This is a genomic window from Streptomyces sp. NPDC104371 (assembly GCF_055583785.1).
Genome location: NZ_JBVJNF010000001.1, coordinates 578,256 through 599,982 on the forward strand (window position 1 = coordinate 578,256; position 21,727 = coordinate 599,982).

Here is a 21,727-nt window from a genome sequence, read left to right on the forward strand (position 1 = left end):
ACCGGGCCCGCGCACCATGCGACCTTCCGCGCGGACGGCGAACGCGCGAAGCTTGCCGGACGATCCGCACGCGCCCCACGGAGCCGATATGACGACGACGCACGGCGGTACAGGCGGTACACGCGCTACGGGCAGTACGGCGGTCACCGAGGTCGAGGTCGAGGTGAGACCCGTCGCGGGCCATATCGGCGCCGAGATCTCCGGGGTCGATCTGACCCGCCCGGACGCCCTGGCCGACACCGTGGTGGCCGCGATCCGGGAGGCGGTCCTGCGCTGGAAGGTCGTCTTCTTCCGGGACCAGCACCTGGACCACGCCGCGCACATCGCGATCGCGCGGCGCTTCGGCGAGCCGGTCGTCCCGCGCAGGCGCGGCAGCGTCTCGCCGCCGGACTTCCCCGAGATCGAGACCACCGCCGACCGCCTGGAGCTGGGCGGGCGCTACGGCATGGACCACGAGGAGTGGCTGCGGCGCAGGCGTCACTCGCTGCTGCGGGGCTGGCACTGCGACCACGGCGCCCGGATCGATCCGCCCGCGGCGAGCATCCTGCGGGCCGAGAGCGTGCCGCCGTACGGCGGGGACACCCAGTGGTCGAATCTGGTGGCCGCCTACGCGGGCCTGTCCGCGCCGCTGCGGGACTTCGTCGACGGGCTGCGCGCCGAGCACCGGCTGGGCGTCGGCTACCAGCCACGGCCCGGCGACGACGCGTATCTGCGGCATCTGCTCGGCCATCAGACGGCCACGGAACACCCGCTCGTCCGGGTGCACCCCGAGACGGGCGAACGGGTGCTCTTCGTCAACGGCTACTACGTCGAGCAGATCAGCGGCCTGTCACGCGCCGAGAGCGCGCACCTCCTCCACCTGCTGCTGGAACAGGCCACGCGCCCCGAGTACACGGTCCGGTTCCGCTGGGAGGCGGGGTCCGTCGCCTTCTGGGACAACCGGGCCACCGTCCATCTCGCCCCCGGCGATCTCGTCACCGCCGACACCCCGCGGATCATGCATCGCGTCATGCTCGCCGGTGACATCCCAGTGGGGGTCGACGGCACGCCGTCCCGTCCGCTCACCGGCACGGCACCGGGCCGCTGGTGACGGGTCGGCAAGGAGGCGGGGCGGTGGCCTTGCGATGATGGCGCCTCAAGATCCTCCGGCCGGATCGTCTCGGCCGGATGTCGACAGGCAGGAGAACAGCGCATGACAGCCACGCGTGGCACAGTGGTGGAGATCCCGACCCAGGACGGCACGGCCGACGCCTACCTGGCCCACCCGGACGACGACAGCCCCCATCCCGCGGTGCTGCTCTACATGGACGCCTTCGGGCTGCGTCCGCATCTGCGGGCGATGGCCGACCGCCTCGCCGAGAACGGCTACACGGTGCTCGTGCCCAACGTCTTCTACCGCCAGGGGCGGGCGCCCCTGGTCGATCTGCCCGAGTTCATCGACACCGACCGCGCGCAGGTCTTCGAGCAACTCATGCCCATGGTCCGGTCGTTGACGGAGGACCTGGTGGAGCGCGACGCCGACGCCTACCTGCGCTGGCTCGCCGACTGCCCCCAGGCGGCCGACGGACCGATCGGGGTCACCGGCTACTGCATGGGCGCGCGGCTGGCCCTGCTCACCGCCGCCTGCCAGCCGGGACGGGTCGCCGCCATGGCGGGCTTCCACGGCGGGCGGCTCGCGACCGACGCCCCCGACAGCCCGCACCGGGTGGCCGAGCAGGTCACCGCCGAGGTGTACTTCGGCCACGCCGACGAGGACCCCTCGCTGCCGCCCGAGCAGATCGAGCGGCTGGAGCGGGCCCTGTCGGCGGCGAACGTCCCCCACCGCACCGAGGTCTACCCGGGCGCCAAGCACGGGTTCACCCAGGCCGACACGTCCGTGTACCACGCCGAGGCGGCGGAACGGCACTGGCGGGAACTGCTGGCCCTGCTGGGCCGGACCCTGCACCACCACACCGGCTGAGTCACGGCGGTGCATGCCGCGGGCAGACCGCCCGCTCGTCCGTCAGGCGGGCGGGACGACGCCCACCGGGCAGGGCGCGTGGTGCAGCAGCGCCTGCGCCACCGAGCCGATGCGCGGCACCACCGCGCGGGCCGCGTGGCGCCCCACCACCACGAGCTGGGCCTGCGTGGCCGCGGTCAGTAGCACCTGGCTCGCGCTTCCCATCTCCACCTGCTCGACCACCGGCACGTCCGGGTAGCGCTCCCGCCAGGGCCGCAGCGCCGCGTCGAGCGCCTTCTTCTCGTACGGCTCCAGACCGCCGGCCTCCTCGAGCAGCTTCAGCGAGGCGGGGCTGTAGGCGAAGACGGGCGGCAGGGTCCAGGCGCGGACGACCCGGACGGTCGCGCCCCGGGCCGCCGCCGTGGCGAACGCGAAGCCGAGCGCGGCGGCGCCGTCCTCCGGCTCCCCGTGCTGGCCGACGACGATCTCCCGGCCCATGGCCTCGGCCGTGGCGAGGTCGTCGGAGCGGACGAGTACCACGGGCCGGGCGGACTCGGCGATCACCTGGCGGCCCACGGAGCCGATGAGGAAGCCCACGACCGCGCCGTGCCCGCGCGAGCCCAGCACCAGCATCTCGGCCTCGGCCGCCTCGGCGACCAGGGAGCCCACCGGCGAGCCTTCCAGCACCTCGGCGGTCACGGCCAGCCCCGGGTGCCGCTCGGCGACCGTGTGCCGCACCCCGTCGACGATCTCCTGCGCCCAGCCCGCCTGCGCGTCACGGTCGGCGGCCGGGGCGAAGTCGTACGACTGCCACTGCCAGGCGTGCACGATCCGCAGCGGCAGGGACCGGCGCACCGCCTCCCGGCCCGCCCACGCCGCGGCGGCGGCGCTCTCCGGTGATCCGTCGACTCCCACGATGATCGGGCGGGTCATACGGCTGCCTTCCTGTCCGGGTTCCGGTCGGCCTCACGCCTACCGCTTCGGTGTTCACCACACTACGAGGCGCGGCGGACCGATTCCCCCGTGGGGGCGGGGCGTCGGCCGTGCTCGGCCGGGGACTCCCGCGGCGGCACGGCGCGTGCCAGGGTAGGGGGCGGTGCGACAGCGGCGTCGTGGCCGGATGGAACTGTCCTGGGAGGTAGAGGCATTGATCGGGATCTCGGACGTACGCGCTGCCGGGCAGCGGATCGCCCCGCACATCGTGCGCACGCCCACGGTGGAGAGCCCCGGGCTCGGCGAGCTGCTCGGCGTTCCCGTGACCACCAAGCTGGAGTTGCTGCAACGCACCGGTTCCTTCAAGGCACGCGGCGCGACGGCACGGCTCCTCGCGCTGGACGAGGCGGAGCGGGCGGCGGGGGTGGTGGCCGTCAGCGGGGGCAACCACGGGATCGCGCTCGCCGTCATGGCCGCCGCGCTTCAGGTGAAGGCGACGGTGGTGATGCCGCGGGCCGCGCCCGCGCGGTCCATCGGGATCGTCGAGTCGACGGGCGCGACGCTGCGGCTGACGGACGGGATGGGCGAGGCGTTCGCGCTCACCGAGCGGCTGCGGGACGAGGGGCTGACCCTGGTGCATCCCTTCGCCGACCCCGACGTGATCGCGGGACAGGGCACGGTCGGCCTCGAACTCGCCGAGGACGCGGGCGAGTTGACGGACGTGGTGGTGAGCGTCGGGGGCGGCGGGCTGATCGCGGGCGTGGCGGCGGCGCTGCACGCCCTGCGGCCGGGGGTGCGGGTCTGGGGTGTGGAGACGGAGGGCGCCGAGGCCATGTCCCGGGCGCTGGCGGCGGGCGGGCCGGTGCCGGTGGAGCCGTCGTCGGTCGTGACCACGCTCAGCGCGCCCACCGTCTCCCCGCTGACGTACGAGCATGTGGCGGCGCTCGTCACCGAGGTCCTGGTGGTCCCGGACGCGGCGGCGGTCCGGGGCAGCCTCGAACTCGCCGAGCACGCCAAGGTGTGGACCGAGCCCGCCGCGGGCTGTCTGCTGCCCGCGGCCCGGCAGATACGCGAACGGGTCGGCGACGGGGCCCGGTTGGGGCTGGTGGTGTGCGGAGGCAACGCGACCGTGACGGACATCATGGGGTGGGCCGAGCGGTTCGGGCTGAGGTGAGCGGGGCCCGGCCACGAACGCGCCACATCTGCTTCGGCAGGTGGGGTGCGCGGTGTCAGTGCACTCGGCGACAATGCGGGGTAAAGATCAACTAGTCCCTCGGGGCGGACAACCGCCCCGCCCGTGTCCCGGAAAGGCCGACCGATCATGACGCGCCCTCGGCTGAGTCCCGATGCTGCCGAAGTGCTGCGCCTGATCACGGACCAGCGTGCCCCGGTGTTCCTCACCGTACGAGCCAACGGGCGGCGCCGGTACGGCTATTGGCGGTCCGACGGGCTGCCCATGGCGCTGCCCACCGAGGAGTGCGACGCGCTGTGCGCGGCGGGTCGGATAGTGCTCGGCGATCCCGTGATCGACCAGGCCAAGACCACGTACCGGATAAGAGCCGCCGGCCGCGGTACGTCCCGCACGTCCCGTACGGCACGCCGGGTCCTGACGGCCTGACCGGTGCTGATGGCCTGACCGGCCGGGGGAAGATCCCACCGACCGGTCAGGGACGGACATCCGGACGCCTGGAGATCCGGGGCCCGGAGGTCCGGATGCCTACCAGCGGCTCTCGACCTGGTCCTTGATCCGCCGGTCGTAGAGGTTCTGGATCGCGTCGAGCGTGTCCTGCGAGAGCCGGGGCAGCCGCGCGACCTGCGCGTTGGCGCGGGCCTGGTCCGCCGAGCGGGCGCCCGGGATCACCGCGGTCACGCCGGGCTGCTGGACGATCCAGGCGAGCGCCGTCTGCGCCGGGGTGAAGCCCTCCGGGGCGAGCGCGGAGAACTCGGCCGCCGCCTCCACGCCCGTCGCGAAGTCGACGCCGGAGAACGTCTCGCCCTGGTCGAAGGCCTCGCCGTGGCGGTTGAACGAGCGGTGGTCGTTCGCGGCGAAGACGGTGTCCTTGGTGTACTTGCCGGTCAGCAGACCGGAGGCCAGCGGCACCCGGGCGATGATGCCCACGCCCGCCTCCCGCGCGGCCGGGAGGACCTGCCGCAGCGGCTTCATCCGGAACGGGTTGAGGATGATCTGCACGCTCGCCACGTTCGGGCGGGCGATCGCCGCCAGCGCCTCGTCGCAGGTCTCGACGCTCACGCCGTACGCGGCGATGCGCTCCTCCTCGACCAGCGTGTCCAGGGCGTCGTACACCTCGTCCGTGGAGTAGACGGGCGTCGGCGGGCAGTGCAACTGCACCAGGTCGATCCGGTCGACGCCGAGGTTGCGCCGGGAACGGTCGTTCCAGACACGGAAGTTGTCCAGGACGTAGTTCTCCGGGACCTGGTCGACGCGGCGGCCCATCTTGGTCGCCACCAGGACATGCAGATCCGGCCTGCCGAGCAGGAAGGAGGCGATGGTCTGCTCGCTGCGCCCGTCGCCGTACACATCGGCGGTGTCGAAGAAGGTCACTCCCGACTCGGCCGCCGCCTCCAGTACCTCATGGGCGTCCTTGTCGTCGACGTCGCCCCAGTCCGCGCCCAACTGCCAGGTGCCGAGGCCGATCACCGACGCGTGCTGCCCCGACCTGCGGAATTCTCGCTCTTCCATCGGGCCAGTCTGTCATCCGCGCACGTCGGCGCGCGGACGCCCCCGGAGAGCGGCGCCCGTCGGTGTGTCTCAGGCGGGTGTGCGGCTCTCCAGTCGCAACTCGACGTCGACCTCCTGATCGCCCGCGACCAGGCCCAGTTGCTGGACGACGTACGTCTCGTCCAGGGCGCGGCGCAGACACTCCACCGCGCGGGGCTCGCCCTGGAGTTCGGCGGTCACGGGACCCGAAAGGCGCGGGGCCTGTCCCGTCGTCCGCCCGGGTCCGCCGAGCGTGGCGGAGGTGTCGAAGGTGCCGGTCCACATCGTGGGCCGACCGCCCGTGGCCTCGTGCGGCGCCTCCTCGGCGGCGCGGTCGGAGCCGAACCGGCGGCACAGTTCGGCGAACAGGCTTCCGGCGTCGGTCGCCGAGCAGCCGCTGATCACCACCTCGACCTGAGGTGCGTGGGGAAGGGGCGCGTTCACGGCCGCTCCTCTCGTTCGATGCCCGGCGCGCGTGCCCACGCCGAGGCCCCCCATGGCACGACGGTACGGCCGATGCGGCGCGCCCGCCCGTCGGGGCCCTCGCGGGTCACGGGTGCTCCCCCAGTTCCGCGAGATCTTGTACGACGATGTCGGCGCCGTGGGCGCGCAGGGCGTCCGCCTGGCCGACGCGGTCCACGCCGACGACGTACCCGAAGCGGCCCGCGCGCCCGGCCTCCATCCCGGCGAGCGCGTCCTCGAAGACGGCGGCGGCCCGCGCCTCGACGCCGAGGTCACGGGCGGCGGCGAGGAAGGTGTCCGGGCGCGGCTTGCCGGGGAGTTTCCGCCGTGCCGCGACGACTCCGTCGATCGTCACGTCGAAGAGCCGCTCGGCGTGGACGGAGCGCAGCACATCACGGCAGTTGGCGCTGGAGGAGACCACGGCCGTGCGCAGCCCGGCGGCGCGTACCGACTCGATGTAGCGGATCGTGCCGTCGTACGCCTCGACGCCGTGGGTGTGGATCAGTTCGAGGAGCAGGGCGTTCTTGCGGTTGCCGAGGCCTCGGACGGTCTGCCGGTCAGGCGGGTCGTCGGGGTCGCCCTCGGGCAGCCGGATGTCGCGGGAGGCGAGGAAGGTACGGACGCCGTCGGCGCGAGGGCGCCCGTCGACGTACCGCTCGTAGTCGGCGTCCTCGAAGGGGCGGTAGGCGTCCCCGTCCCGTTCGCGCAGGAAGGCGTCGAACGTCCGCTTCCACGCGGCGGCGTGGACGGCGGCGGTCTTGGTGATGACCCCGTCGAGGTCGAAGAGGCAGGCCCGGATGCCGTCCGGAAGTCCGAGTTCTGCTGTCATGGGTGTCATGGAGCCACCTTCTCCCAAGACCTTCGACGCACTGCTGAAGCGGGCCGCGGGCCTGGCGCGCCCCGGCCGCCGTGCGCTCCTCGGCATCGCCGGGTCTCCGGGTGCGGGCAAGACGACGCTCGCCGAGCGGGTGGTGCGCGAGCTGAACGGCGACGGGCCGCCGTGGGTGGCCCATGTGCCGATGGACGGCTTCCATCTGGCCGATGCCGAACTCGACCGGCTGGGCCGCCGCCGTCGCAAGGGCGCGCCCGACACCTTCGACGCGGCCGGGTACGCGGCGCTGCTGCGGCGGCTGCGGACGGAGGAGGACGGCGAGACCGTGTACGCACCGGGCTTCGAACGGGTCCTCGAACAGCCGCTCGCGGGGGCGCTCCCGGTGCCTCCGACGGCCCGGCTGGTGGTGACGGAGGGCAACTACCTGCTGCTGGAGACGGGTGCCTGGGCGCGGGTCCGGCCGCAGTTGGACGAGGTGTGGTTCTGCGAGGTCGACGAGGCGGAGCGGGTGCGCCGACTCGTCGCCCGCCACGAGGAGTTCGGCAAGGACCACGCCGCCGCGGTGGCGTGGGTACGGGGCCCTGACCAGCGCAACGCGGATCTGGTCGCCACGACACGGGACCGGGCGGACGTGGTGATCGGTCTTCCCCTGCGGGCATAGTGATCCCGTTTCGTGCCGCCGGGGAGAAGAGCTGCGCATGTGGGACGCGATCGGCCACGCACTGTCCATCACCGGGTCGATGACCTGGGAGATCACCTGGGCGCTGATCCTCGGGTTCACCCTCTCCGCCGTGGTGCAGGCGGTGGTGCGCCGCTCGACGGTCGTCCGGCTGCTGGGGGACGACCGGCCGCGTACGCTCGCCCTGGCCGCCGGGCTCGGTGCCGCCTCGTCCTCGTGCTCGTACGCGGCGGTCGCCCTGGCGCGGTCCCTGTTCCGCAAGGGCGCGGACTTCACCGCGGCGATGGCGTTCGAGATCGCCTCGACCAATCTCGTCATCGAACTCGGCGTGATCCTGGCCCTGTTGATGGGCTGGCAGTTCACCGTCGCGGAGTTCGTCGGCGGGCCGGTGATGATCGCGGTCCTCGCCGTGCTCTTCCGCCTCCTGCTGCGTGAGCGGCTGCTGCGCCGGGCCCGTGAACAGGCCGCCCGCGGGCTGGCCGGGTCCATGGAGGGGCATGCGGCGATGGACATGTCGGTGGGCGGCGAGGGCGGCTTCGTCCGCCGCCTGTCCTCCCGCGCGGGCCTCACGTCCGTCTCGCACATCTTCGTGATGGAGTGGGCGGCGATCCTGCGCGATCTGGTCGGCGGTCTGCTCATCGCGGGCGCCATCGCCGCGTGGGTGCCGGACGCGTTCTGGCGTACGTTCTTCCTGGCCGACCATCCGCTGGCGGCCAAGGTGATCGGGCCGTTCGTCGGACCGCTGGTGGCGCTGGCGACCTTCGTGTGCTCGATCGGCAACGTGCCGCTGGCGGTGGTGCTGTGGAAGGGCGGTATCAGCTTCGGCGGTGTGATCGCCTTCCTCTACGCGGACCTGCTCATCCTGCCGATCCTGTCCATCTACCGGAAGTACTACGGGGCGCGCATGGCCGCGTTCCTGCTCGGTACGTTCTTCGCGGCGATGGTGGTCGCCGGGTATGTGGTCGAGTTCGTGTTCGGCGCGCTGGGGCTGGTCCCCGACCAGGCGCGGGCCAGGCTTCCCGAGGAGGGCGTCCGGTGGGACTACACGACCTGGCTCAACATCGCGTTCCTGCTGCTGGCCGCCGCCTTGCTCGTACGGTTCCTGCGGACCGGCGGGCGCGGGATGCTGCGGAGGATGGGGGGAGCGCCCGAACAGCGCCGTGACCTCCGTACACTTTGAAGCCGAACGATCACCATGACCGACACGACCGAACGACCGAGCGGCCGGACGGGCCGCCCCGATTCACGCCGCGAACAGACCCGAGGAGCCCCCGTGCCCGGCCAGCGATCCATCACCGAGGCCGAGAAGCTCGCCGCGGCGAAGCTCGGCGGCTTCCCGCTCCGCCGGGACCAGATGGCGGCGGTGGCCAACATCTACCGGGCCGCGTCGGCGGTGCGTCAGCATCTGGAGAACTCCGTGCTGCGGGGGTCGGATCTGACCTGGACGGCGTTCGTCGTCCTGTGGGTGGTCTGGGTGTGGGGTGAATCGGAGACCCGGCATGTGGCCGAGGAGGCGGGGATCTCCAAGGGAACGCTCACGGGCGTGGCACGCACGCTGGAGTCCCGCGGGCTGGTGCGGCGCACCGGTCATCCCTCCGACGGCAGGCTGGTCCTGCTCAGCCTCACCGCCGAGGGGGAGGAACTGATGCAGCGGGTCTTCCCGGCGTTCAACGAGGAAGAGGTCTTCGTCACCGGGCAGTTGAGCGACGCCGAGTGCCGTCGGCTGGCCGAGGGGCTGCGCGGTGTCGTCCTCCAGGTCGAGGAGCACGGCGAGGAGCGCCGCCGCGCCCTGCTGGGTGGCGCGGAGCCGCCGCCGCGCCGCAGCGGCCGTCGCCCGAAGGCCTGACGCGGGCGGGAACTCGCCGACGGGACACGGGTGTTCGTGCCGTGCGAAACCGAGGTGCTTCGGCGGGCCTCGGCCGGGTACGCTGCGCGTCATGTCGAGCCCTGAGTCGGACAGGGTGGGGGCTTTCGGTCACGCCGTCAGCCCCCTGAACCCCTGAGTCCGTAGCCTTGCCGTCCCCCGCCTGTCGTGCGGCCCGGACGTGTGCGCACCTGGGTGCTGACCGCGGTGACGAGACGAGTCCCTCGTATCTCTCCTCGCCTCGGAGTCACTCGATGCCCCTCCCCTTGTATCTGCTCGCCCTGGCGGTCTTCGCCATGGGCACCTCCGAATTCATGCTCGCCGGTCTCGTGCCGGACATCGCCTCGGGTCTCGGCGTGACCGTCGGGACGGCGGGCCTGCTCACCTCGGCGTTCGCGGTCGGCATGGTCGTCGGCGCCCCGCTCATGGCCGGGCTCGCCCGCGCCTGGCCGCGCCGGACCGCCCTGCTCGGCTTCGTCCTCGTGTTCGCGACGGCCCATGCCGTGGGGGCCACGACCACGAGCTTCTCCGTCCTGCTCGCGACCCGGGTGGTCGCCGCGCTCGCGAACGCGGGGTTCCTCGCCGTGGCCCTGACGACCGCGGCCACGATGGTCCCGCCCGACCGGAAGGGACGCGCGCTCGCCGTGCTGTTGTCGGGCACGACGGTGGCCACGATCGCCGGGGTCCCCGCGGGCGCGGTCCTCGGCACGATGCTCGGCTGGCGGGCCACGTTCTGGGCCGTCGCCGCTCTCTGTCTGCCCGCGGCGCTCGGTGTCCTCAGGGGAGTTCCCGCACGTCCGCTGCCGGTCGGCCCGGTCGACGGGCCGCCCCTGCGGGGGGAGTTGGCGCGGCTCAGGAGTCCGCGGCTGGTCCTGGTCATGCTGGTCGGCGCGCTGGTGAACGCGGCGACCTTCGCGAGCTTCACCTTCCTCGCCCTGGTCGTGACCGACACCGCGGGGCTGGGGAAGCTGTGGGTCCCCGTCGCGCTGGTGCTGTTCGGCACCGGCTCCTTCGTCGGTGTCACCGTCGCCGGGCGGCTCTCCGATCAGCGCCCCGGCCTGGTCGTGGCGGCCGGAGGTCCGCTTCTGCTCATCGGCTGGCCCGCGCTGGCCGTCCTGGCGGACCGGCCGGTCGCGCTGCTCGTCCTCGTGTTCACGCAGGGCGCGCTGTCGTTCGCGCTCGGCAGCACACTGATCACACGGGTGCTGTACGAGGCGGCGGGCGCCCCCACCATGGCCGGTTCGTACGCGACCGCCGCGCTCAACGTCGGTGCCACCATGGGACCGCTCCTCGCCGCGACCACGCTCGGCACGAGGGCGGGGCCCTTGGGGCCGCTCTGGACGAGCGGTCTTCTCGTCGCGCTCGCGCTGCTCGGCGCGGGGGCCGAGCGGGCGCTCACGCCGCTTCCGTGTCCTTCGGGGACGCGGCGGCCCACTCCATGACGAGCCGCTGGTACTCCAGCCGCTGATCCGCGTTCAGCGATCCGCCGCTCCGGAACCACAAGGCCCGGATCTCCTCGTTGACCTCGTCGGCAGAGCGCGCCGCTGTGGGTTCAGGAGTGGTGGACATGGTGTGAAGCATACGGGGTCCAGTGTGAAGACATCGTGAGCAATCAGGCGACTCCTGGCATTCCGGACCGTGAAGCTGATCACTTCGGCCCGACGAAACCGTTCACGCCTCAACTACACGTCCACGCTACCGCGTTCACCGTCGAAAGGTGAGGGGGACACCACCTTTCGACGCGGAACCGCAGGAGTCTTGACGCCAGGATCCCCAACCCCAAAGGTGACGACGGAAGCCCGAAGGCAATGACGGCGGCGCCGACGCGCGCGGCCCCAACTCCCCACCTGCCGGACCGATCCGGCTCTCCCCAGCGAAGGGCACGCGCCTCATGACGTTCTCGCTCGGCATCGTCGGCGCCGGTCAGTTCTCCGGCCAGTTCGCCCAGTTGTTCCTGGCCCACCCCGGCGTCGGCAACGTCCACATCACCGATCTGCTCCCCGAACGCGCCGAACGCCTCGCCGCCACCGTGGGCCTCAGCGGTACGTTCCCCTCGTACGAGGCCATGCTGGAGTCGAAGGCGATCGACGCGGTCGCCATCTTCACCCAGCGCTGGACGCACGGCCCCCTCGTCGTCCAGGGGCTCAACGCGGGCAAGCACGTGTACTCCGCCGTTCCCATGGCGATCAGTACGGAGGAGATCGCGGCGATCGTCGATCGGGTCAAGGCGACCGGGCTGACGTACATGATGGGCGAGACCAGCCAGTACCACCCGGCGACGGTGCACGCCCGCAGGCAGGCCGACCGGGGCGCGTTCGGCCGGCTCTTCTACGCCGAGGGCGACTACGTCCACGACATGGACCTCGGGTTCTACGAGGCGTACCAGTACAGCGGCGGCGAGAACTGGAAGGCCACCGCCAGCTATCCCCCGCTGCTCTACCCGACCCACGCGGTCGGCGGGGTGCTCGGCGCCTGGCGGACGCACGCGGTGAGCGTGTCCGCGATCGGGGTGCGCGACGAGCGCGGGGACGGTGTGTTCGACAAGGAGATCAGCCGGTTCGACAACGACTTCTCCAACGCCACCGCGCTGTTCGAGGTGGCGGGCGGCGGTTCGTTCCGTACCAACGAGTTCCGGCGGGTCGGCTACCCCTCGCCCGTCCGGGAGTCGCGCTTCCGGTTCTTCGGCACGGAGGCGAGCATGGAGCAACTCGCCACGGTGGCGCTGTGGCAGGACAAGTCCGGGGTGCGGGACATCTCCGAACTGCTGGAACCCAAGGCCTCATTGACTCCTGACGATCCGTCACTGGCCCATGTCGCGCCGACGTTGCGGGCCGCGTTCACCTCGGGTTCGGCTCCGGTGCACGACCGGGCGCGGCTGCCGCGGGAGTTCGACACCCTGCCCAACGGGCATGAGGGAAGCCATCACTTCCTGGTGGACGACTTCGTGACCGCGGTGACCACCCGCACCCTGCCGTCCGTGAACGCCTGGGTCGCGGCCCGCTACACCCTGCCGGGGGTCATCGCGCACGAGTCGGCCCTGAAGGGCGGAGTACGGCTGGAGATCCCGGACTTCGGGGACGCGCCCGCGTAACTAGTGCCCCGGCAGGCAACGTTTGCCCGTTAGGAGCGGCGTTCGGTGCGTGCTCTCGGCGTGCCGGACGGAAGCCCTCGTACTGGACGTACGTGGGCTTCCGTCCGGTGCGGCGAGAGTGCGTGCCGGGCGTCGCGACGGGGCGAACGTTGCCTGCCGGGGCACTAGCGCCTGTGGTCCGGCCGTTGACGGTGACGGTGACGGCCGGACCATGGCCGTCTCAGGTACCGGACTTGCGGCCGTACACGAACACGTCGTCGCCGTTCTTCAGCAGCGACCAGTACTTCTTGGCGTCCGTCGTGGTCATGTTGACGCAGCCGTGCGACCCCGGCGGGTTCCACACACTGACGCCGACCGAGTGGAAGGCCTGGCCGCCGTCGAAGAACTGGCTGTAGGGCATGGGAGTGTCGTAGAGGCTCGACACATGGTCACGGTGGCGCCAGTAGATCTTCTTCAGACCCGTGCGGGTCGCGTAGCCCTTGCGTCCGGTGCGGACCGGGACGGGGCCGTAGACGAGCTTCTTGCCGTCCTGGATCCAACTGAGCTGGAGCGTGAGGTCGACACAGGCGATACGGCCCTTGTTGGTCGGGCACTTCCCGGCCTTGTTGGGGTTCTTCCCCACGGCCTTCTGCCGGTTCATCAGGTCCATCACGCCCCAGGTGACGGGACCGGCGTACCCGATGTTCGGGGTGATGCGGTGCTTGTTCTGGAAGGCCTGGATCGCCTTGCAGTCGGTCGAGGACTGCTTGCCGTCGACCGGTCGGCCGAGGAACTTCTCCACCTGCTTCTGGTACGGGCCGGTCTTCGTGGTGCAACTGCTCGCGGCTTGCGCGGGCGTGGTACCGAGCGCGACGGTGAGCGGGGCGGTCAGGGCGATGATCCCGAGCGCGACGACGCCACGTCTGCGTATGTCCCCCATGGGTAGGCCTTTCATCTTTTGTACGGCGGCTACCGTACACGGCGCGGATCCTGCCGATTAGACCGCCCCCGAGGTCCATGGGGAGGGGGAACGGAACCGATTGCTACGAAACAGTGACAATCCACTGTGGACGGCCGGGTGTGACGCCTGATATTGGCCTGGTGGCCTGATATCGCTCCTCTTCTACCGGCTCCTACTGGTCCGTCGCCGGGACACGGACCACGATGCGGGCACCCGGGTCGTTGTCCTCGACATGGATGCGGCCGTGGTGGGCGGCGATCACCTCATGGGCGATCGCCAGCCCCAGGCCGCTTCCGCCGGTGTCCCGGGCGCGGGCGCCGTCCAGCCGGGTGAAGCGGTCGAAGACGCGGCGGCGGTCGGCCGCCGGGATGCCGGGGCCGTCGTCGGCGACGACGAGGGTCGCGATGCCGTCGCACACGCGGAGGCTCACCTCGATCCGGTCGACGGCGTACCGCAGGGCGTTGTCCAGCAGATTGCGCACGACCCGGGCCAGGGCCTCCCCGTCGCCGTACACGCGGGCGGCGCTGACGCCGCGCTGGTCGACGAGGACGGAGGTGCTCAGCCGGGCGCGGAGCACCTCGTGGAAGACGATCTCGTCCAGGTCCACGGGGCGTTTGCGCAGCCGGGGCCGGGCGTCGAGGCGGGCGAGCCGTACGAGGTCGTCGACGAGCCGGGACAGCCGCTCGCTTTCCTCGACCAGCGCCGGGCCCCGCGTGCGCCAGTCCGCGGAGTCCGGGTGCCGTACGGCCACTTCCAACTGCGTGTGCAGGCTGCTCAAAGGGCTGCGCAGCTCATGGGCGGCGTCGGCGACGAACTCCCGCTGGCGTTGCGTCGAGGCGTCGAGGCGGGCGAGCAGATCGTTCAGGGTGCGTGCCAGTCGGCCCAGTGCGTCGTCGGCGGGCGGTTCGTCCAGGCGGCGGCCGAGGTCGGAGACGGTGATCTCGGCGGCCTGGGAGCGCAGGGCGTCCACGGGCCGCAGGGCCCGCCCGGTCAGCAGCCACACCACACCGATGAGCGCGGCACCGGCCAGCGGTACGACGATGGCCAGGCCCGCGGCGAGGTCGGCGAGGTTGTGGGACACGGACTCGGTGGGCACGGCGACGTACACGGTCAGCGGGTCCTTGTCGGGCCCGGCGGTGACCGCCACGGCGCGCCAGGTGCCGTCCCGGGTCAGCGGCAGGTCGTGCACGCTGTGGACCTGGGAGACGCCGGAGGAGGGCGCCGGGGAGAAGGTGAACAGCGGCGGTCTGCCCTTGAGGTTGGCCGAGCTGGAGCGGACGACACGCCGCGCGTCGACGACCTGGACGGCGGTCTCGCCCTTGCCGGAGGGCGGCAGGGTGCGGGGCAGGTTCCCGCTGTCGATGTTCGCGGCGATCACCTGGGCCTGTTCGAGCGCCCGCTGGTCGAGTCCGCCGATGAGGCTGGCGCGCAGCCAGACGATCAGCAGCAGCGAGGCGCCGACCAGGGCCGCCGCGATCATCAGGGCCGCCGCCGCGGTCAGCCGCAGGCGCAGGGAGCGCCGGGCCCACCACGCCGGGACGGGAAGGCGCACCGGCTCACCTCCCGGTGCCGCGCAGCCGGTACCCGGCGCCGCGGAGGGTCTCGATCGTCTGTCGGCCGAACGGGGCGTCGATCTTGCGCCGCAGATAGCCGATGTAGACCTCGACGATGTTGGTGTCGCCGTCGAAGTTCTCCTCCCAGACGTGTTCGAGGATGGCGGTCTTGCTGACGACCTCGTCGGGGTGGCGCAGGAGGAACTCCAGGAGGGTGAACTCCCGTGCGGTCAGGGTGATCTCCTGGCCCGCGCGATGACAGCGGCGGCGCGCCGGGTCCAGGTCGAGGTCGCCCGCGGTGAGCACGGCGGGCCGGGCGGGGGCTCCGCGGCGCAGCAGCGCCCGCAGATGGGCGACCAGGACCACGTAGGAGAACGGCTTGCTCAGGTAGTCGTCGGCGCCGAGGTCGAGGGCGTCCGCCTCGTCGTACTCGCCGTCCTTGGCGGTGAGGATGAGGACGGGGGTCCAGACGGCGGCGGCCCGCAGTCGCTTGAGGAGTTCGTAGCCGGACATCCGCGGCAGCATGAGGTCCAGCACGATCGCGTCGTGCGGCTCGTGCGCGGCGTGCCACAGTCCGTCGACGCCGTCGTGGGCGACATCGACGACGAAGCCCTCCTCGGCGAGCCCTCGGGCGATCGCCGTGGCGAGCCCGCGTTCGTCCTCGATCACCAGCACGCGCATGGCCGACCTCTCTTCCACCCTACGAAGAGATGGTCGGGGCCGCGCGCCGAGTTCGCCTGGCGACGGCCCGGCGGCCCCTCGCGGGAGGCCCCGGGTCAGCGCTCCAGGAAGGCGAAGAGTTCCTCCCAGCGGCGGGTGATCGCCTCGGGGGCGAAGCGCCGGACGTTCTGCCGGGCCCGCTCCCCCATCGTGTCGCGCAGGTTCTCGTCGGCCATCAACCGGCCGAGGTGAACGGCGAGTTCGGAGATGTCGCCGGGCCGGGCGAGCAGTCCGTCCGCGCCGTTCCTGACGATCTCCCGTACCCCGGGCGAGCAGTCGAAGGCGACACAGGGCACGCCGCAGGCCATCGCCTCCAGGAGGACGAGCGGGAAGCCCTCGCCGCGCGAGGACTGGACGAACACGGACGACCGCCGGAGCGCGCCGACCACGTCGTCGGTCCGGCCCGCCCACTCCACCGAGCCGTCCAGGCCGAGGTCCGTGCACTGCCGCCGCAGCGCGGCCTCGTACTCCCCGGCGCCGTAGACGCGCAGGAGCCAGCCCGGTTGCCGCGGCGCGGCCTCGGCCCAGGTGTCCAGCAGCAGATCGACGCCCTTGGCGTGGTCGAGCCGTCCGATGCTGACCACCGCCTTCTCCGTGCGCGGTGAGGGGGCGTCGGGCGTCAGGGGCAGCGGGTTGGGCAGGAAGGAGACGTTGGTGAGTCCCTCGACGGCCCAGCGGTCGGCGTCTTCCTGGGTGAGGACGAGCAGGCGGTCGACGTCCTGGTAGTACCTGCGCACGCGGGCGAAGCGCGAGGAGTGGCGGGTCGCTCCGAACGACTCGTGGCTCATGCCGATGACCAGGTGCCCCGCAGTGTCGGCGAGCGCCACCCACTCCATGGCCCACACCTGGGTCACGATGATCACGGCTCCGGGCCGTGCGGCGCGGAAGGAGCGGGACAGGCGCTCGGCGACGGCGCGTCGGCTCGCTTCCTGCCGCCGGACGGCCGGATCGAACCGGCCGAGCCCGATGCGTGGCTTGCGACGGCCGGGGGGCCGCCGGTCGTAGAGGGTCAGCGTCTCGTACGGGGGGTGTGCGCCGAGGTCCATCGGTACCTGGGGCGGGGAGACGCCGATGATCCGGACCCGGTGGCCGCGCTCGGACAGCAGCCGGGCCATCTGATGCTGCCAACGACCCACCCCGCCCAGCTCGTTGACCTCGTTGGCGACGAAGAAGATCTCACGCTGTGTCATGGGGCCTGCCTCGTGGGGGCGAAGAACCGGTCCACGATGCGAGCCGCCGCGTCCCCGCGGTCGTACTCGCCGTAGCGGTCCACGAACTCCTTGAGCCGTGCCTCGTAGCGGGTGCTCAGACGGGTCAAGTCGTCGAGCGCGGCGAAGAGTTCGTCCTCGGTGTGCGCGACGGGACCCGGCGCCTCGGCCGGGAGGTCGAAGTAGGTGCCGCGGGTGTCCCGGGAGTACTCCTCCCAGTCGTGGGCGTAGAACACCATCGGCCGGCGCAGCAGCGCATAGTCGAACATCACCGAGGAGTAGTCGGTGATCAGGGCGTCGGAGAGCAGCAGGAGCGGGGTGATGTCCGGTTCGCCGGTCACGTCGATCACGCGGCCGGTGACCGACGGGGGCAGGGTGATCCGGTTCAGGTAGTGGGAGCGGACGAGGAGGGTGTAGCGGTCCGCGAAGCGCTCGGCGAAGGCTTCGATGTCGAAGGGGAACGCGAAGTCGCGGGGGCGGCCGTCGGGGCGGGAGCGGAAGGTGGGCGCGTACAGCAGGACGCGGCGGCCCGGGCGGATGCCGAGGCGTTCGGCGAGGCGGCGCGGGTACGGGGCGGGGGTGCGAGGGTCCTGGGCGGCCCGTACCAGGGCGTCGTTGCGGGGGTAGCCGAGGCGCAGGAGCTTGTGCTCGGGGATGCGGTAGGCGCGGGCGAGGGTGCGGACGTCGTGTTCGCCACGGACCAGGAAGTGGTCGAAGCGGTCCAGCGCCTGCTGGTACGCGCGTTGGGCCTGTTCGGACATGACCCGGTGAGCGGGCTGGTCGAAGCCCATCTTCTTCAGTGCCGAGCCGTGCCAGGTCTGGAGGTAGGTGGTCTCCGGACGTTTGGCCAGCTTGAGCGGGAAGCCCTGGTTGTCGATCCAGAACTCGGCCTGGGCCAGCGCCCTGAGGTACCGCCAGGACCAGCGGCGGACGAGTTCGGCGTCCGCCGGGAAGCCCGTGGGTCTCGCGCCCGCGTAGGACCAGATGGCGGTGACGGGCATCTGACGGCGTCTGAGTTCCTCGTAGAGGGCGCGGGGGCTGTCGCTGTACTGCTTGCCGAGATGGCTCTCGAAGACGACGGTGCCCTTGCGGACCGGGAGCAGGAGCAGCACGCGGTGGTAGACCTGCACCTTGCGGGTCCCGGAGGTCAGGTCCCGGCGCACGGCCCGCAGTCCGCGGTAGGTGCGCTTGGCGGCCCTGGCGGCGGGCCCGTGCAGATTGCGGTCCACGAGGGCGCGTCCGCGCTGTGCCGCGGTGCTGTGCTGGGTGAGCCGGAAGGCGAGATGTCCCTTGGCGGAGACCTGGGGTGCGAGCCGGTCGGCCACGAGCCGGGTCAGCCAGGGGCGCACCGGCAGGGCGGGCGCGTTCTCCAAGTCGACGCTGCCGGCCGTGATCCGGCTGGTGGTCCGCTGCCCGTCCGCGGTCAGATGCAGCCGGATGTCCCACACCTCGTCCAGGACGCCCACCGGGCGGAACACGCGGGCCAGGGGGACGGCCGCCTGCCAGGTGAGGGCGTCGCCCTCGTGACGTACCGTCCGCACCGGGAACCGGTAGCCGCGCAGGCTGCGACGGCGGGCCCGCAGCTCCAGCTCGGCGGTGAGGTCGGCGTCCGCGGGGACGGTGCGCAGCGGGTTGACCACGGCGCCCGCCAGGAGCACGGTGCCGCCCCGCACGGCGTAGCGGGTGAGCAGATTGCGCAGGAACATCTTCTCCAGCGGCTTGCCGTGGTAGCCGAGTCCGGTGACGTCCATGACCTCACGGGCCGCGGGGTCGTCCAGATGCCGGTCGCACCAGTAGATCCGGCCGTCCCGCTCGGCGAGCGGCGCGGAGATCTTCTTACGGTTGATCAGCGTGTCGATGGCGGGCATCAGATGGTCCCAGTCCTCGCGCATCAACAGGTAGGCGCAGATGGCGTGCACCGCGTCGAGGCTGTCGTACGCCTCCTGCGGGAAGTCCTGGACGTAGCCGCGGGCCAGTCGGGCGAAGCGGTGGCGGTAGTCGTTGTCGAGGAAGGGCAGGTCGCGCAGGTAGAGGACGAGATCGTGCTTGAGGAACTTGATGTCCTTGCGCAGCTTGAGTTCCGCAAGGCCGCGCCGGTCCAGCACGGCGTCGATACGGCGGTGGATCTCCAGCCGGTCGGTGAAGTTGTTGATCTCATGGCGCCGGTTGCTGATGGACTTGGCCGTGGTCTTCTCGGCCACGTTCCAGAAGTAGACGGTGTGCGGGATCAGGGTGATGCGCGCCGCCGCGAGATACGCCTCGGCGGAGAACAGCAGGTCCTCGTAGTGGATGCCGCGCGGGAAGGTGAGGCCGTGGTCCACGAGGAAGGCACGCCGGTAGCACTTGTTGGTGGACAGGGTGTCGAAGACGAAGAGGTCCGGCAGATCGGCGATGGACTCGACGGTGGTCGTGGTCCCGTACAGCCAGGGGTACCAGGGGATCCGCTTGGCGTGCCGGCTGTCGGTGTGGACCCGGACGCACCGCCCGGAGACCAGGTCGGCGCCGGTGCGCTCGGCCGCTTCCAGGAGGTTGCGGCAGGCGTGGCGGTCCAGGGTGTCGTCGCTGTCCAGGAACATGACGTAGCGTCCGCGCGCCGCGGCCATGCCGTGGTTACGGGGTTCTCCGCAGCCGCCGCTGTTCTCGGACAGCCGGAGCGCGCGGACGCGTCGGGGGTGGGCGGCGGCCAGCGCCCGCGCGGTGTCGTAGGAGCCGTCGGTCGAACAGTCGTCGACGACGATCACTTCCACGGTGCGCAACGACTGGTCGAGGACGGAGCGGACGGCCACCGGGAGGCGCCGGTCGTCGTTGTAGACGATGACGACCACGCTGATGTCCGGCTCCGTCCCGCCTGACTCGGGGGTAACGATCGACACGGCCACCTCTCGTCTCGGGTTCCGGCGTCCGGGCGGCGGCCTGGTGCCCGCGCGTCGCGGTGGACGGGGAGGGCCGGACAAGGGCCTGGGCGGTGGCCGCCCTTCCACGCTAGGGACGGCGCCTCGGGCGAGGCCACCTCCGACACGCGCCGGTCGGGTATCGTCCGCCGCGCGCGTACGGGCCGTCAGCCGCCGGTGCGTGAACGGTTCTCCGGCGTCCGGGGGGCGTCCATGCAGTCCCGGAATCCGGTGTTGACGGCGAGCAGGCCGCCGTCGACGCGGAGTGTCGTGCCCGTGATCCACGCGGCGTCCGGGGAGGCCAGGAAGGCGACCGCCCCCGCGATGTCCTCGGGCTCGCCGACCCGGCCCAGCGCGTACAGCCCGCTCACCGCGGCGAGATCCGCGTCGCGGCCCTCCCACGCGGGGGTACGGATCGTGCCGGGCGCCACCAGGTTGACCCGGACCCCGCGGGGTGCCGCGTGCCCGGCGAGGGTACGGGTGAGGGACTCCAGGCCCGCCTTCGCGGCGCTGTAGGCGTGGTTGCCGAAGCTCTGGATGCCGTTCACGGAACCGATGTTGACGATGGCGCCGCGCCCGGAGGCGACCAGATGCGGCAGTGCCGCGCGGCTGGAGCGGTACGCGCCGGTCAGCGTGAGGTCGATGTCGCGCGCCCACACCTCGTCCGGTTCGTCCTCGAAGAGCGGGACGTCGGGCGTGCAGCCGTACGCGTTGTTGACGAGCACGTCCAGCGTGCCGAAGGCGTCCACCGCGTGGGCGACGGCCGCCTCGACGGAGGCCCGGTCCGCGACATCGCACGCGAACGCCTCGGCTCGCGCGCCTTCTTCCCGCAGCGCGTCCGCGGTCGTGCGGGCGTGCGTCACGTCGATGTCGGTGACGAGCACCTGGGCGCCCTCCCGCGCGAACCGCCGGGCGGTGGCGGCGCCGATGCCGCGCGCCGCGCCCGTGATCAGGACTCCGTATCCCTCGAAACGCCTCATGTGATCCATGGCGTCGACGCTAGTGCTCGGGCGATCGCGAGGGCAGAGGGCCGCGGGCACCCCGCTGATGCGGACGAAGCAGCGGGGTGCGGCAACGAGGGGTACGGGGAAGCGGTTCAGGCGCCGGTGCCCGCGTTGAAGACGGTGAGGAACGCCGAGGAGGAGTTGCCCGCCACGGGCACCTTGCCGCCCTTCCACGCCACCTTCAGGGAGGCCTTCTCGTCCGGCGGGGTGATGAGGATCGCCGTCGGTGTGGCGGTACGGGCGCCGCTGACCTCGGGGTTGGAGAACGTCAGCCCGGCCCAGGCGCTCGCGCCCGGGGCCAGCGTGATCTTCGTGGGGCCGTTGGACGCGCGCTTGGGGTCCGGTCCCACCTGCTTGCCCGCCGCGTCCACGAAGGCGGCGCCCGGGTAGCCGTTGATCGTGCACGTGCGCTGCGAGCGGTTGGTCAGGACGAGGGGGAAGTTCTCCTGCCCGGCGCCGGGGTTGTTGGGGCCCACGGCGGCGCGCAGTTCGGAGGTGTGGCAGCGGGTGCCGGTGGCGCGGTCGCCGGAGGGGGTGGTGGCGGACGGGGTGCCGGGGCCGCCCTGGGTGGCGGGTGCGCTCGGGGCGCCGGAGCCGACCGGTGCCCTGCTGTCGTCGGTCGGCCCGGTGTCACCCGAGGCGGGCTGGGCCGTTCCGGGCAGCGTCTCGGGGGCGGCGCTCGTGCCCTTGTCGTCGTTGCCGCAGGCGGTGAGCAGGCCCAGGGCGGCGACCGCGCCCAGTGCCGCCGCCGTGCGTCGGGTCGAGAGGAAGCGGGCCGTGTGTGCCGTACCGCGCCAGAAGGTCACCATGTTCAGCTCCTTGAGTCTCACCGCCCGCGCCCGGCGCCGGCGAACGGCGCCGTGTGCCCCGTCATCCATGTCCGATGCGTGGT

At 72.1% G+C, this 21,727-nt stretch carries 21 protein-coding genes; 9 read left to right on the top strand and 12 right to left on the bottom strand.

Annotation, left to right across the window (positions count from 1 at the left end; translation table 11 throughout):
- The first annotated feature begins 88 nt into the window (after nucleotides 1-88).
- A complete protein-coding gene (locus ACZ60T_RS02685) occupies nucleotides 89-1,090 on the top strand; it encodes a TauD/TfdA dioxygenase family protein (RefSeq protein ID WP_469663823.1) in 1,002 nt (333 codons plus the stop codon).
- Between the two features lie 102 nt (nucleotides 1,091-1,192).
- A complete protein-coding gene (locus ACZ60T_RS02690) occupies nucleotides 1,193-1,960 on the top strand; it encodes a dienelactone hydrolase family protein (RefSeq protein ID WP_365630382.1) in 768 nt (255 codons plus the stop codon).
- 42 nt (nucleotides 1,961-2,002) lie between these two features.
- Here the strand turns inward: ACZ60T_RS02690 and ACZ60T_RS02695 are convergent, their stop codons facing one another.
- Nucleotides 2,003-2,872 (bottom strand): universal stress protein, encoded by an 870-nt coding sequence (locus tag ACZ60T_RS02695; protein ID WP_469663826.1) that lies wholly within the window; start codon nucleotides 2,870-2,872, stop codon nucleotides 2,003-2,005.
- 214 nt (nucleotides 2,873-3,086) lie between these two features.
- Between ACZ60T_RS02695 and ACZ60T_RS02700 the strand changes: the two genes are divergently transcribed.
- Both ACZ60T_RS02700 and ACZ60T_RS02705 read left to right on the top strand, forming a co-directional pair.
- Nucleotides 3,087-4,046, top strand: coding sequence for a threonine/serine dehydratase (locus ACZ60T_RS02700; RefSeq protein WP_469664731.1), 960 nt, complete (start codon nucleotides 3,087-3,089; stop codon nucleotides 4,044-4,046).
- Between the two features lie 183 nt (nucleotides 4,047-4,229).
- Nucleotides 4,230-4,490 carry a hypothetical protein gene (locus tag ACZ60T_RS02705; protein WP_365630376.1) on the top strand — a complete coding sequence of 87 codons (261 nt, stop codon included), beginning with the start codon at nucleotides 4,230-4,232 and terminating at the stop codon, nucleotides 4,488-4,490.
- 99 nt (nucleotides 4,491-4,589) lie between these two features.
- On the opposite strand, the gene ACZ60T_RS02710 is transcribed toward ACZ60T_RS02705, so the two are convergent.
- From ACZ60T_RS02710 to ACZ60T_RS02720, 3 genes are all read right to left on the bottom strand, one after another.
- Entirely contained in the window at nucleotides 4,590-5,573 is a 984-nt protein-coding gene (locus ACZ60T_RS02710) for an aldo/keto reductase (RefSeq protein WP_469663828.1), read from the bottom strand.
- 69 nt (nucleotides 5,574-5,642) lie between these two features.
- Nucleotides 5,643-6,035 carry a hypothetical protein gene (locus ACZ60T_RS02715; protein ID WP_469663830.1) on the bottom strand — a complete coding sequence of 131 codons (393 nt, stop codon included), beginning with the start codon at nucleotides 6,033-6,035 and terminating at the stop codon, nucleotides 5,643-5,645.
- Between the two features lie 106 nt (nucleotides 6,036-6,141).
- Nucleotides 6,142-6,882, bottom strand: coding sequence for an HAD family hydrolase (locus ACZ60T_RS02720; protein ID WP_469664733.1), 741 nt, complete (start codon nucleotides 6,880-6,882; stop codon nucleotides 6,142-6,144).
- Nucleotides 6,883-6,889: 7 nt separating this feature from the next.
- On the opposite strand from ACZ60T_RS02720, the gene ACZ60T_RS02725 reads away from it, so the two are divergent.
- The 4 genes from ACZ60T_RS02725 (at nucleotide 6,890) to ACZ60T_RS02740 (ending at nucleotide 10,870) form a co-directional block, all read left to right on the top strand.
- Entirely contained in the window at nucleotides 6,890-7,546 is a 657-nt protein-coding gene (locus tag ACZ60T_RS02725; protein ID WP_469663832.1) for a nucleoside/nucleotide kinase family protein, read from the top strand.
- Between the two features lie 37 nt (nucleotides 7,547-7,583).
- Nucleotides 7,584-8,744: a permease gene (locus ACZ60T_RS02730; RefSeq protein WP_469663834.1), complete on the top strand. Its 1,161-nt coding sequence runs from the start codon at nucleotides 7,584-7,586 to the stop codon at nucleotides 8,742-8,744.
- A 93-nt stretch (nucleotides 8,745-8,837) separates the two neighbouring features.
- On the top strand, nucleotides 8,838-9,410 hold the full coding sequence (locus ACZ60T_RS02735) for a MarR family winged helix-turn-helix transcriptional regulator (RefSeq protein WP_469663836.1): 573 nt from the start codon (nucleotides 8,838-8,840) through the stop codon (nucleotides 9,408-9,410).
- A gap of 272 nt (nucleotides 9,411-9,682) precedes the next feature.
- The gene (locus ACZ60T_RS02740; RefSeq protein WP_469663838.1) at nucleotides 9,683-10,870 is read left to right on the top strand and encodes a Cmx/CmrA family chloramphenicol efflux MFS transporter; all 1,188 of its coding nucleotides are present in this window, start codon (nucleotides 9,683-9,685) and stop codon (nucleotides 10,868-10,870) included.
- Here the strand turns inward: ACZ60T_RS02740 and ACZ60T_RS02745 are convergent.
- Nucleotides 10,824-11,009: a hypothetical protein gene (locus tag ACZ60T_RS02745; RefSeq protein ID WP_365630353.1), complete on the bottom strand. Its 186-nt coding sequence runs from the start codon at nucleotides 11,007-11,009 to the stop codon at nucleotides 10,824-10,826. The genes ACZ60T_RS02740 and ACZ60T_RS02745 overlap by 47 nt on opposite strands.
- A 310-nt stretch (nucleotides 11,010-11,319) precedes the next feature.
- Between ACZ60T_RS02745 and ACZ60T_RS02750 the strand changes: the two genes are divergently transcribed.
- A complete protein-coding gene (locus tag ACZ60T_RS02750; protein ID WP_469663840.1) occupies nucleotides 11,320-12,519 on the top strand; it encodes a Gfo/Idh/MocA family protein in 1,200 nt (399 codons plus the stop codon).
- Nucleotides 12,520-12,739: 220 nt separating this feature from the next.
- Here the strand turns inward: ACZ60T_RS02750 and ACZ60T_RS02755 are convergent, their stop codons facing one another.
- From ACZ60T_RS02755 to ACZ60T_RS02785, 7 genes are all read right to left on the bottom strand, one after another.
- Nucleotides 12,740-13,438 carry a L,D-transpeptidase gene (locus ACZ60T_RS02755; RefSeq protein ID WP_365630347.1) on the bottom strand — a complete coding sequence of 233 codons (699 nt, stop codon included), beginning with the start codon at nucleotides 13,436-13,438 and terminating at the stop codon, nucleotides 12,740-12,742.
- Nucleotides 13,439-13,631: 193 nt separating this feature from the next.
- Nucleotides 13,632-15,011 carry a sensor histidine kinase gene (locus ACZ60T_RS02760; RefSeq protein WP_365630344.1) on the bottom strand — a complete coding sequence of 460 codons (1,380 nt, stop codon included), beginning with the start codon at nucleotides 15,009-15,011 and terminating at the stop codon, nucleotides 13,632-13,634.
- Between the two features lie 4 nt (nucleotides 15,012-15,015).
- Nucleotides 15,016-15,693 carry a response regulator transcription factor gene (locus tag ACZ60T_RS02765; protein WP_365630341.1) on the bottom strand — a complete coding sequence of 226 codons (678 nt, stop codon included), beginning with the start codon at nucleotides 15,691-15,693 and terminating at the stop codon, nucleotides 15,016-15,018.
- Nucleotides 15,694-15,788: 95 nt separating this feature from the next.
- On the bottom strand, nucleotides 15,789-16,922 hold the full coding sequence (locus ACZ60T_RS02770) for a glycosyltransferase (RefSeq protein ID WP_469663843.1): 1,134 nt from the start codon (nucleotides 16,920-16,922) through the stop codon (nucleotides 15,789-15,791).
- Nucleotides 16,919-19,819, bottom strand: a complete 2,901-nt coding sequence (locus ACZ60T_RS02775; RefSeq protein ID WP_469663845.1) for a bifunctional glycosyltransferase/CDP-glycerol:glycerophosphate glycerophosphotransferase — start codon at nucleotides 19,817-19,819, stop codon at nucleotides 16,919-16,921. The genes ACZ60T_RS02770 and ACZ60T_RS02775 overlap by 4 nt, the downstream gene beginning before the upstream one ends.
- Nucleotides 19,820-19,998: 179 nt before the next feature.
- On the bottom strand, nucleotides 19,999-20,820 hold the full coding sequence (locus tag ACZ60T_RS02780; protein WP_469663847.1) for an SDR family NAD(P)-dependent oxidoreductase: 822 nt from the start codon (nucleotides 20,818-20,820) through the stop codon (nucleotides 19,999-20,001).
- Nucleotides 20,821-20,927: 107 nt separating this feature from the next.
- The gene (locus ACZ60T_RS02785) at nucleotides 20,928-21,644 is read right to left on the bottom strand and encodes a DUF4232 domain-containing protein (protein ID WP_469663849.1); all 717 of its coding nucleotides are present in this window, start codon (nucleotides 21,642-21,644) and stop codon (nucleotides 20,928-20,930) included.
- Nucleotides 21,645-21,727 lie beyond the last annotated feature (83 nt).

Excerpts from the sequence above, each read along its gene's own strand:
- ACZ60T_RS02755 (WP_365630347.1), bottom strand. The coding sequence starts at position 13,438 with ATGGGGGACATACGCAGACGTGGCGTCGTCGCGCTCGGGATCATCGCC.
- ACZ60T_RS02740 (WP_469663838.1), top strand. The coding sequence starts at position 9,683 with ATGCCCCTCCCCTTGTATCTGCTCGCCCTGGCGGTCTTCGCCATGGGC.
- ACZ60T_RS02745 (WP_365630353.1), bottom strand. The coding sequence starts at position 11,009 with ATGCTTCACACCATGTCCACCACTCCTGAACCCACAGCGGCGCGCTCT.
- ACZ60T_RS02785 (WP_469663849.1), bottom strand. The coding sequence starts at position 21,644 with ATGGTGACCTTCTGGCGCGGTACGGCACACACGGCCCGCTTCCTCTCG.
- ACZ60T_RS02765 (WP_365630341.1), bottom strand. The coding sequence starts at position 15,693 with ATGCGCGTGCTGGTGATCGAGGACGAACGCGGGCTCGCCACGGCGATC.
- ACZ60T_RS02730 (WP_469663834.1), top strand. The coding sequence starts at position 7,584 with ATGTGGGACGCGATCGGCCACGCACTGTCCATCACCGGGTCGATGACC.
- ACZ60T_RS02710 (WP_469663828.1), bottom strand. The coding sequence starts at position 5,573 with ATGGAAGAGCGAGAATTCCGCAGGTCGGGGCAGCACGCGTCGGTGATC.
- ACZ60T_RS02720 (WP_469664733.1), bottom strand. The coding sequence starts at position 6,882 with ATGACAGCAGAACTCGGACTTCCGGACGGCATCCGGGCCTGCCTCTTC.
- ACZ60T_RS02685 (WP_469663823.1), top strand. The coding sequence starts at position 89 with ATGACGACGACGCACGGCGGTACAGGCGGTACACGCGCTACGGGCAGT.
- ACZ60T_RS02780 (WP_469663847.1), bottom strand. The coding sequence starts at position 20,820 with ATGGATCACATGAGGCGTTTCGAGGGATACGGAGTCCTGATCACGGGC.
- ACZ60T_RS02725 (WP_469663832.1), top strand. The coding sequence starts at position 6,890 with ATGGAGCCACCTTCTCCCAAGACCTTCGACGCACTGCTGAAGCGGGCC.
- ACZ60T_RS02770 (WP_469663843.1), bottom strand. The coding sequence starts at position 16,922 with ATGACACAGCGTGAGATCTTCTTCGTCGCCAACGAGGTCAACGAGCTG.
- ACZ60T_RS02750 (WP_469663840.1), top strand. The coding sequence starts at position 11,320 with ATGACGTTCTCGCTCGGCATCGTCGGCGCCGGTCAGTTCTCCGGCCAG.
- ACZ60T_RS02690 (WP_365630382.1), top strand. The coding sequence starts at position 1,193 with ATGACAGCCACGCGTGGCACAGTGGTGGAGATCCCGACCCAGGACGGC.
- ACZ60T_RS02695 (WP_469663826.1), bottom strand. The coding sequence starts at position 2,872 with ATGACCCGCCCGATCATCGTGGGAGTCGACGGATCACCGGAGAGCGCC.